Genomic DNA, 9,345 nt, shown 5'->3' on the forward strand with positions numbered 1-9,345 from the left:
CTACATTCGGCCAAACGCGATGATAACAATAATAATTTGCCCCGATGCGCTTAAAACAGATCAAGCTGTCCGGCTTTAAGTCGTTCGTTGACAGCACCAGTGTGCCTTTTCCACAGCAAATGACCGCTGTGGTTGGGCCCAATGGCTGTGGTAAATCTAATGTAATTGATGCAGTGCGCTGGGTGCTGGGCGAAAGCTCGGCCAAGAATCTGCGTGGCGATGCCATGACAGATGTTATTTTTAACGGCTCGTCGCAGCGCAAGCCGGTATCACAAGCCTCGGTAGAACTGGTGTTTGAGAACACTCAGGGCCGCCTGGCCGGCGGCATGGCCGATCGCAGTGAAATTTCCATTAAGCGTATTGTTACCCGCGATGCCCAATCAAATTATTTTCTTAACGGCAGTAAATGCCGCCGCCGTGACATTACCGATATTTTCTTAGGCACCGGGCTTGGGCCGCGCAGCTACGCCATTATCGAACAGGGCATGATTTCCAGGCTTATCGAATCCAGGCCGCAGGAGCTGCGGGTTTTTATTGAAGAAGCAGCCGGCATTTCCAAGTACAAAGAGCGGCGGCGCGAAACGGAAAACCGCATTAAGCGTACACGGGAGAACCTCGAGCGTTTAGCCGATGTGCGTGAAGAGCTGGGCAAAAATATTGATAAGTTAAAGCGCCAGGCCAGCGCCGCCCAGCGCTACAAAGAACTTAAAGCACAAGAGCGTAAGCTCAAAGCGGAACTGACCACCATTAAGTGGCTGCAATACAACAACCGCTTTACCGCATTAGAGCAGCAACTGCAGCAGCAACAAACCGAATTGGATAAGTATCAGTCGCAGGAGTTGGGCGACCAGCGTGTGTTGTTGGAGTTAAAACAACAGGCGCAGGATGGCCGTCAGGTGCTGGAAAAAGTGCAAAGCAATTTTTATCAACTGGGCAGCAGTATCAGCCGGCTGGAACAGCAAATTTTGCATCAGCGCCAGCAACAGCAAAGCCTCAGTGCTCAGTTACAACAAGCACAATACGCCCTGGCGCAAGCACAGGAGTTTATAGCCACCGAACAGGCACAGCAGGCTGAACTGCAACTGCAACTGGCAGAAGATGAACCGCAGCAGGCGCTGCTGGATGAGCAACTGGCCGAACTGACAGAGCAACTGCAGCAGTTGGAAGACGAGCAGCAGCAACAGCAGCAGGCCTTTAACCACTGGCAACAGCAGCATTTTCGCCTGCAGCAACAACAACAACAGCAACAGCTGCAACAGCAAAATCAGCTTCATCAGCTCACGCAGTTACACCAGCAGGAACAGCAACTGCAGCAGGAGTTGGCCGGGCTGGCTCTGGCGCCGTTACAGCTGCGTGTCGGCGCGCTTGCTGCTGAACTGGAACAGGCCGCTACTCAGGTACAACAGGCTACTGAGCAGCACGGCCGGGCACAGCAGGCAGTGCAGCAGCAGGAACAGCTCAGCCGCGAACTGGATGCCGCGCAGTTGCAGGCCAAATCTGAACTGCTGCTGTTGCAGCGCGAGCAACAACAATTGCAGCAACAGCAGCAACAACAAGACAGTGAACAACAGCAATTGCTGCAGCAGTTGCAGGTAAAACCCGGCTGGGCCACCTCTGTCGCGCTGGTGTTGGGCCAATTGCAGCATGCTGCGGTGGGCGAGCAACTGCCCGCTGCGGCGCTGACTATGGTAAGCCGTAACACTTGCCCGGCAGCCAAAGGCAGCCTGGCCGAAGTGATTGTCAGCGGGGTTTATCCGGATAGTTTCAACCAGATCCGCTGCGTGGCCGACATTAATGCCGCACAGCAGGCGCTGCCACAGCTGGCGCCAGGCCAGAGTGTAATCACCGCATCGGGCTATTGGCTGGGCAGCAACTGGTCATTGCAGGCCGGGGCACAGCAGCAGGACAATTATTTACTGCGCGAAGAGCGCCTGGTACAACTGACGCAGGAATTAACAACAGCTGAGCAGCATGCAGTGCAGCTGAGCGAACAATACACCGCGCAGCAAAGCGCGTTGCAACAGGCACAGCAACAGCAGCAACATGCCATGGCGCAACTGCAACAGGCAGAGCGCTCACAGCAGCAGCAGCTCACCGCGCAGTTACTGGCACAGCAAGAGCTGCAACAGGCAGAAAAGCTGGCGCAAAAGCTGGCGGCAGAACAGCAGCAGTTACAACTGAAACAAGCGCAACTGGAAGAAAGCACCGAACAACTGGCGATGGAGCTGGAGCAAAGTGCAGAGCAATTGTTGCAACACGAAGCTGCGCAACAGCAATTGCACAGTCAAAGTGGTAATCAGCAACAGCAAGTGCAACAACTGCGCGCGCAGTTCGAGCAAAAACGGGCGCAGCAGCAACAGCTGCTGATGCAACAAAAAGTGGCCGAACAACAACTCAGCACACTGCAGCAAAGCCTGCAACGCGCCCGTATGCAACAGCAGCAATTGCAGGAACAAACCAGCGCGCTTGAAGCCAAATTGCACCAGGACGATGAACCTGAATTACTGCTGCACGAACAATTGCAGCAAGCCTTACTGGAGCGCGAAGAGGCTGAACAGCAAATGATTGCGCAGCAAGATCAGCTGGCTGTAGTAGAGCAGCAAATCCGTGAGCTGGAACAGGGCCAACACGGTATTTTGCAGCTGTTGAACAAAAAACGTGCTGAGTTGGCCGAATTGCGCCTTGATGCCGAAGGCTACCGCGTGCGCGCCAATAATATGCTGGAACTTTTACGCGAGCAGCAGGCCAATATGAAGGATGTTTTGGCTGAGCTGGCACCGGACGCCGAAGAAGCCGTCTGGCAGCAGCAGTTGGATAAAACTGTGGATGCCGTTGGCCGTTTGGGCCCGATTAACCTGGCGGCCATTGAAGAATATGAGCAACAGGCAGAGCGTAAGCAGTATCTGGATGCGCAGAATGATGACTTAACCTCGGCGATGGAAACGCTGGAAACGGCGATCCGTAAAATTGATAAAGAAACGCGGCAAAAGTTCAAAGAAACCTTTGAACAGGTGAATGACGGTTTAAAAACGCTGTTTCCGAAAGTGTTTGGCGGCGGTAGCGCTTACCTGGCGCTGACCGAAGATGACTTGTTGGAAACCGGTGTAACTATTATGGCAAGGCCGCCGGGCAAAAAAAACAGTACAATACATTTATTATCGGGTGGTGAAAAAGCGCTAACGGCTTTATCATTAGTGTTTTCGATTTTCCGGCTGAATCCGGCGCCATTTTGTATGTTAGATGAAGTAGATGCGCCACTGGACGATGCTAACGTCGGCCGTTTTTGTAATTTGGTGCGGGAAATGTCGGAAACAGTGCAATTTATTTATATTAGCCACAATAAAATTGCCATGGAAATGGCGGCGCAGTTAATGGGCGTGACAATGCAGGAACCCGGCGTGTCACGTGTTGTAGCTGTCGATGTGGATGATGCTGTCAAGATGGCAGCAGCCTCTTAATTAAAGGTAACCTTATGGCTGACGAATTACGTTTAGTGTTTATTATTATCGGCGCTTTAGTGCTGGGTGCTTTACTGCTGCACGGCTTGTGGACAGTGCGGAAAAATTCCGGCCAGCCAAGACACCGCTATTACGATGAGCAACAGCCGGACAGCACAGAAAAAGCTGACGGGTTCGACGATTTTGGTGTAGGCCAGGTGCGGGTGGTGAAAAAAGGCAATGCAGCGGAGAAGCCGTCAGCAGCTAAATCCGTAGCTAAAACTGAACCGCTAAAACGGCCTGAGCCACAAAAAGCCGTAGCTGAAGTGCAAACCGAATTAGCCTTTGACGAGCCAAAAGAGCCGGAGCTTAATTTCAGTGCGCTGAGTGAAGATGAATTACAGCAACCGGCGTTTGAAGCACCGGCAGAGCAAGATGAACCGGCCCCGGCAGCTGAAGAGCCGGCAGAAGTGCTGATTTTGTATGTGCTGTTGCCGGAAAGCAAAGATATGAAAGGGCCGGATTTACTCTCAGCGCTGTTAACCCTGGGCTTTAAATACGGCGAGATGGACATTTTTCACCGCCATCTGGACAGTGCCGGCTCCGGTGCGGTGTTATTCAGCCTGGCCAATATGTTTAACCCGGGCACCTTTGACCTGGAAAATATTGAAAAGCTCAGCACCCGCGGTGTCAGCTTGTTTATGACCTTACCCGGCCCTGGTGAACCGCTGCAGAACTTTAACCTGATGCACAACGCGGCGAAGAAGCTGGCAGAAGAATTCGGTGGTCAGGTGTTAGATGGCCAACGCAGTGTACTCACGGTACAAACGGTACGGCATTACGTGGATAAGATCCGCGAGTTTCAGCGCCAGCGTTTGATCCACGGCTAAAGCGCGCCGCTTACGGCGAAAATAACAGCAGCTAAAACGGCAGGCAGTAGTCCTGCCGTTTTTGTTATGGCAAACTCAGAGCTAAATTTTTACAGGCACATTCAGGTTATGGAACAGGCAATTTTGCAGCAGGTACAGCAGCTGCGTCAGCAATTGGAAGACTACAGCTATCAGTACTATGTGCTGGACAACCCCTCGGTACCGGACGCTGAATACGACCGCTTATACCGGCAGTTGCAGCAGTTAGAAGCAGACTATCCGCAGTTGGTTACAGCGGACTCGCCCACGCAGCGGGTTGGCGCGGCACCGCTGGCCAAATTTGGCCAGGTCAGCCACAGCATTGCCATGTTATCGCTGGACAACGCCTTTGGCGCGGAAGAATTCAACGCCTTTTGCAAACGTATGGCAGACAAACTTGATAGCAGCGCCGAGTTCAGCTTTTGCTGCGAGCCGAAGCTGGATGGCCTGGCGGTAAGTATCCGCTATGAAAACGGCGTGCTGGTGCAGGCGGCAACCCGCGGTGATGGCTATACCGGTGAGGATATTACATCGAACGTCAAAACGATCCGCGCCGTGCCGTTAAAGCTTAAAGGCCAGGCTATACCGGCGGTACTGGAAGTGCGCGGCGAGGTGTTTATGCCGTTGGCCGGCTTTAACCAGATGAACGATAAAGCCCGTGCCGCCGGTGACAAAGTGTTTGCCAATCCGCGTAATGCCGCCGCCGGCAGTTTACGCCAGCTGGACCCGAAAATTACCGCACAGCGGCCACTGATGTTTTATGCCTATGCCGTGGGCGCGGTGGAAGACCCGGCGCAGTTGCTCGACAGCCGCAGTCATTATCAGCGCTTAATGCAGCTAAAAGACTGGGGGCTACCGGTTTGTCCGGAAATTCGCCTGGTAAGCGGTGCCGATGCGGCGCTGTCGTACTATCAGGATATTATGCAGCGCCGTGCCGGGCTGGCCTATGAAATTGACGGCGTGGTGATTAAAGTGTCGGATCTGGCACAGCAGCAGGCGCTGGGGTTTGTCGCCCGGGCGCCGCGCTGGGCTATAGCGTTTAAATTTCCGGCCCAGGAAATGCTGACCACCTTGTTGGATGTCGAATTTCAGGTTGGCCGTACCGGAGCCATAACGCCGGTTGCGCGGTTAGAGCCGGTGCTGGTGGGCGGTGTTACCGTTAGCAATGCTACCTTACATAATCAGGATGAGATCGACCGCTTAGCGGTAAAAATCGGCGACAGAGTTATAGTGCGCCGTGCCGGTGATGTGATCCCGCAAATTGTCTCGGTAGTGACAGAGCAGCGGCCCGATACGGCGCGCGACATTGTGTTTCCGCTAAGCTGCCCGGTATGTGGCTCGGCAGTAGAGCGGGTCAGTGGTGAAGCGGTAGCACGCTGCAGCGGTGGTTTGTTTTGCGCGGCGCAGTTAAAAGAGTCGATAAAACATTTTGTCTCGCGCAAAGCCATCGATATAGAGGGCCTGGGCGATAAGTTGGTGGAACAGTTAGTTGATCAGCAGTTGGTGAAAACTCCGGCCGATATCTATAGCCTGGATATGGCGGCGCTGGTGGGGTTGGAGCGGATGGCGGAGAAATCTGCGCTGAAGTTGCTGGCGGCGATCACGCAGTCAAAACAGACCACCTTAGCGCGTTTTATTTATGCCTTGGGTATTCGTGAAGTAGGGGAGGCGACGGCGCTGAATTTGGCCAATCATTTTGCTGAGTTGCCGAATATACAACAAGCCACAGTGGAACAACTGCTGCAGGTCAGCGATGTGGGTACTGTAGTGGCGGAGCATGTAAACAGCTTTTTTGCCGAGCCGCATAACCAGGAAGTAATCGCTGCTCTGCTGGCGGCAGGGATCAGTTGGCCGCTAATAGAGCAACAAGCGCAAACCGAGCAACCGTTGGCCGGGCAAACCATAGTCCTTACCGGCACCCTGATCAGCATGGGGCGCGACGATGCCAAGGCTAAACTGCAACGGCTGGGTGCTAAGGTGTCCGGCTCGGTATCGGCGAAAACTCATGCCGTTATTGCCGGTGATAATGCCGGCTCTAAACTGGCCAAAGCGAATGAGTTAAATGTGGCAGTGTGGAGTGAGCAACAAATGCTGGAATTATTTACGCAGTACGGGGTGAACTAAGATGCCGGATGTTATTTATCAGTTGCTGCTGGATTGGGGCAGTTTTTTCCGGCCTTATGTGCGCGATATTGCCCTGGCAATGGTGGCAACCTGTCTGGTGGTGTTCGGCGATGATGTAAACCGCTTTGTGCGCCGGCAAATCGCATCACTGCACTTTGTCTGGCGTACCGGCATTTTTATTCTGCTGTGTGCTTTTGGTTATGGCGCGCTAACGATATTGTTAACGCCGCTGGTGGCCGGCCAGCTGGGTAAGTTAACTAATCTGTGGTTGCCCTGGGTATGCCTGGCAATTTTTATCGCGCTTGGCAGCCTGGCGCAGCGTAAACGCCAGCTATGAGCCGCGCGCCGCTGTGGCCGGTACTGGATGACTATGGCTTACACAAGGTGCCGCTGCGCTTTTACTGGCTATTGCTGTTGTTATTACGGCCGTATATCTGTTGGGTATTGGTGCTGACATTGCCGCAGGCGCAGCGCGATATGTTGGCACTGTTTTACCCGCAACAAGCCGATTTTATCCTCGCCTGTTTGGTGGCTGCGCCGCTGTTGTTACTCATTGCCGCGCTTAGCCAACGCAAACCCAAAGGCCACCGCGGTTGGTGGCATATCTGGCGTTTTGGCCGTGTAATTTTGTTGCTGGTGGCTTTGGCCGACCTGGTACTAAGCATTGCAGACTTGCCGGCGCTGGTAATGCTGGATGCGCCCTGGCGTATTGCGGCCCCGGTGTTGTTACTGGCCGGGGTGTGCTGGCTATTGCGCTCGCGTACGCTGCGGGCGGTATTTGCTGAATGGCCGGACGTGGCTAACGTCAACAATACTAAGCCTTAAGCCAGTTTACTCAGGTACTTTTGTTTTAATTGCAAATAACGCTGCTGTTGCTCCGGCCTGAGGTTGGTGTTTTCAATCAGTTGATGGCATTGCTGCAGTAGCTGTTCCCGTTGCTGTGGCGGGCATAGTGGCCTTGGCGATGTCAGCAGGGTTTGCCATAAATTCAGCGCGATACCGGCGTTTTTCGGCATCACCTGCCATGCCAGTGCAAAAGCCGAAAAAGCCTCCTGCCAGTTACCGTGCTGATACAAATGCACGGCATTATTATTCAGCTCACGCGGGCCATGTGCCATAGCCGCGCGCTCGCGTTGCTCTTGTTGTAAGTAGGCGCTTAATACCGGCTCCGGTTGTTGCCGGCGGCAATGCTCAGTTATTTGCTTAAACAGCGCCCGTGAGGCGTCGCTTAAGCCCACTTCATGCAGGGCCTTGGCTTTATCCAGCGCGTCTTCTAATGAATCTATATCGCTCTGTGTGGTTAAATCCGCCAGCAGCAACCGTGCTTTTTCCCTATGGTCCTGTAAATACAATAGTCTGGCCTGCAGCACTTGCTGCGCTGCAGTCAGCTTCTGTTCGGCAAACTGGCGTTGCACGGTATTAATCGACAAGGTAGCCTGGCGGTTCAGCCGTGCCTGTTGCTCGCTGTCGTCGGTGCTCAGGGCAAAATCTATGCTGGCGCGGGCCAGGTTCAGATACAAATCGGCTTGCTCGTGCATCGAGTTGCGGGCGTACTTTACCATATCGCGGGCGGCACGGTACTGCAGCTCGTAGTCATGGTTTAACCTGGATAACTGCAATAATTTTTGCTGACGTAATAAATTACGCGGCGCTATATCGGCGGCGGCCAGAATATGTTGCTGTGCCTGCTGATAACGCTGTTGCTGAAACTCCAGCTCAGCCAGGCAGTCCAGCGCAAACAGGCGTGTTTCGCTGCGTGCCAGCATCTGCTCCAGCTCAGCAAAGGCTTGCTGTTCGTGGTTATCGTGCAGCAGGCAGCGCACACGGCCGATGCGGGCCCAACTGAACGGCTGAATGCGCAACATGGCATCAAAGAAGCTGGCGGCGTCAGCAAAGGCTTGTTGCTCCAGCAAAATGTCGCCTTTAAGTTTGAGCAGCAGCGGAAAATACTTATGCAGCTCGGCTTGTGCCAGTTGCTGGTCTACTGCCGACAGTGCACGGCCATACAGTTTTTGCTGCAGTAAGTCATACACCGGTCGCAACTGTTGTTTACGGCGGAACACCCGCTCAATGCGCAGTTGTAAATCACGAATGACAAAAGGTTTAGCTAAAAACTCATCCGGCTGCAATTCCAGTACACTGTGCACCAGCGCGGGGTCAGTCTCGGCACTGATAAAAATCATGCCGCAATTCAGCGGCTGTAAGCCACTGACTTTGAGCTCTTCAAATAATTGGTAACCGTCTTTGCCTTTGGGCAGGTTATAAGCACAGATAATTAAGTCATAACTGTTTTGTTTACATAAGCTCAGCGCAGTCTGAGCGCGGTCAGCATAGCTGATATTCTGGTAGCCCAATTGCTCCAGCGCATAACGCAGGTAGCTTTGGCTTAAACTTTGATCGTCAATAATCAGAATGCGTTCATCACGCTTGACGGTATTATCCATAGGTGGCCAAAAAGCTGTCAAAAGTAAAATTAGCGTTACTATAGCAATAATTTTTCACAGAAAAACCAAAAGCCGCAGAAATTGCGTTGATGTAACTGCTATTCGCAGCTGAATGACTTAAACAGGGATTTTTAGCAAGGTTTTAGCAAAAGCAAAGTAGTGCTTGCTGTTGAATTTTTATGCTGAAGAAGGAATTTGGTGGATTGTACTGGTTCGGAGCAGCGGCAACCGTGTCTTAGTATAGAGCGGGCGGTGTTTTCATGATAAGAAATTAGATGGTGGATTGTACTGGGTTCGAACCAGTGACCCCCGCCTTGTAAGGGCGGTGCTCTCCCAGCTGAGCTAACAATCCATGGGATAAGTCTTTTACATCAAATTTGGTGGATTGTACTGGGTTCGAACCAGTGACCCCCGCCTTGTAAGGGCGGTGCT

The 9,345-nt window shown here is 53.0% G+C and carries 6 protein-coding genes and 1 tRNA gene; 5 read left to right on the forward strand and 2 right to left on the reverse strand.

The genetic code is table 11. The annotated features are described in order from the left end of the window. Nucleotides 1–44: 44 nt before the first annotated feature. From smc to ACTZWV_RS15710, 5 genes are all read left to right on the forward strand, one after another. Complete coding sequence (gene smc / locus ACTZWV_RS15690) at nucleotides 45–3,458, forward strand: chromosome segregation protein SMC (RefSeq protein ID WP_444787445.1); 3,414 nt, start codon at nucleotides 45–47, stop codon at nucleotides 3,456–3,458. A gap of 14 nt (nucleotides 3,459–3,472) precedes the next feature. Next, complete coding sequence (gene zipA, locus ACTZWV_RS15695) at nucleotides 3,473–4,327, forward strand: cell division protein ZipA (RefSeq protein ID WP_444787446.1); 855 nt, start codon at nucleotides 3,473–3,475, stop codon at nucleotides 4,325–4,327. 108 nt (nucleotides 4,328–4,435) lie between these two features. Beyond that, nucleotides 4,436–6,469: an NAD-dependent DNA ligase LigA gene (ligA, locus tag ACTZWV_RS15700; protein WP_444787447.1), complete on the forward strand. Its 2,034-nt coding sequence runs from the start codon at nucleotides 4,436–4,438 to the stop codon at nucleotides 6,467–6,469. A gap of 1 nt (nucleotide 6,470) precedes the next feature. Continuing rightward, complete coding sequence (locus ACTZWV_RS15705; RefSeq protein WP_305551451.1) at nucleotides 6,471–6,806, forward strand: DUF3392 domain-containing protein; 336 nt, start codon at nucleotides 6,471–6,473, stop codon at nucleotides 6,804–6,806. Further along, entirely contained in the window at nucleotides 6,803–7,294 is a 492-nt protein-coding gene (locus ACTZWV_RS15710) for a DUF2919 family protein (RefSeq protein ID WP_444787448.1), read from the forward strand. Before ACTZWV_RS15705 ends, ACTZWV_RS15710 begins: the two co-directional genes overlap by 4 nt. Here the strand turns inward: ACTZWV_RS15710 and ACTZWV_RS15715 are convergent. Both ACTZWV_RS15715 and ACTZWV_RS15720 read right to left on the reverse strand, forming a co-directional pair. Beyond that, nucleotides 7,291–8,913, reverse strand: a complete 1,623-nt coding sequence (locus ACTZWV_RS15715; RefSeq protein ID WP_444787449.1) for a response regulator — start codon at nucleotides 8,911–8,913, stop codon at nucleotides 7,291–7,293. The two genes, ACTZWV_RS15710 and ACTZWV_RS15715, sit on opposite strands and share 4 nt — an antisense overlap. A gap of 276 nt (nucleotides 8,914–9,189) precedes the next feature. After that, nucleotides 9,190–9,265: transfer RNA gene (locus tag ACTZWV_RS15720), tRNA-Val, on the reverse strand. Between the last annotated feature and the right edge of the window lie 80 nt (nucleotides 9,266–9,345).

It is taken from the genome of Rheinheimera sp. NSM, from assembly GCF_052380015.1.
Taxonomy (GTDB): domain Bacteria; phylum Pseudomonadota; class Gammaproteobacteria; order Enterobacterales; family Alteromonadaceae; genus Alishewanella.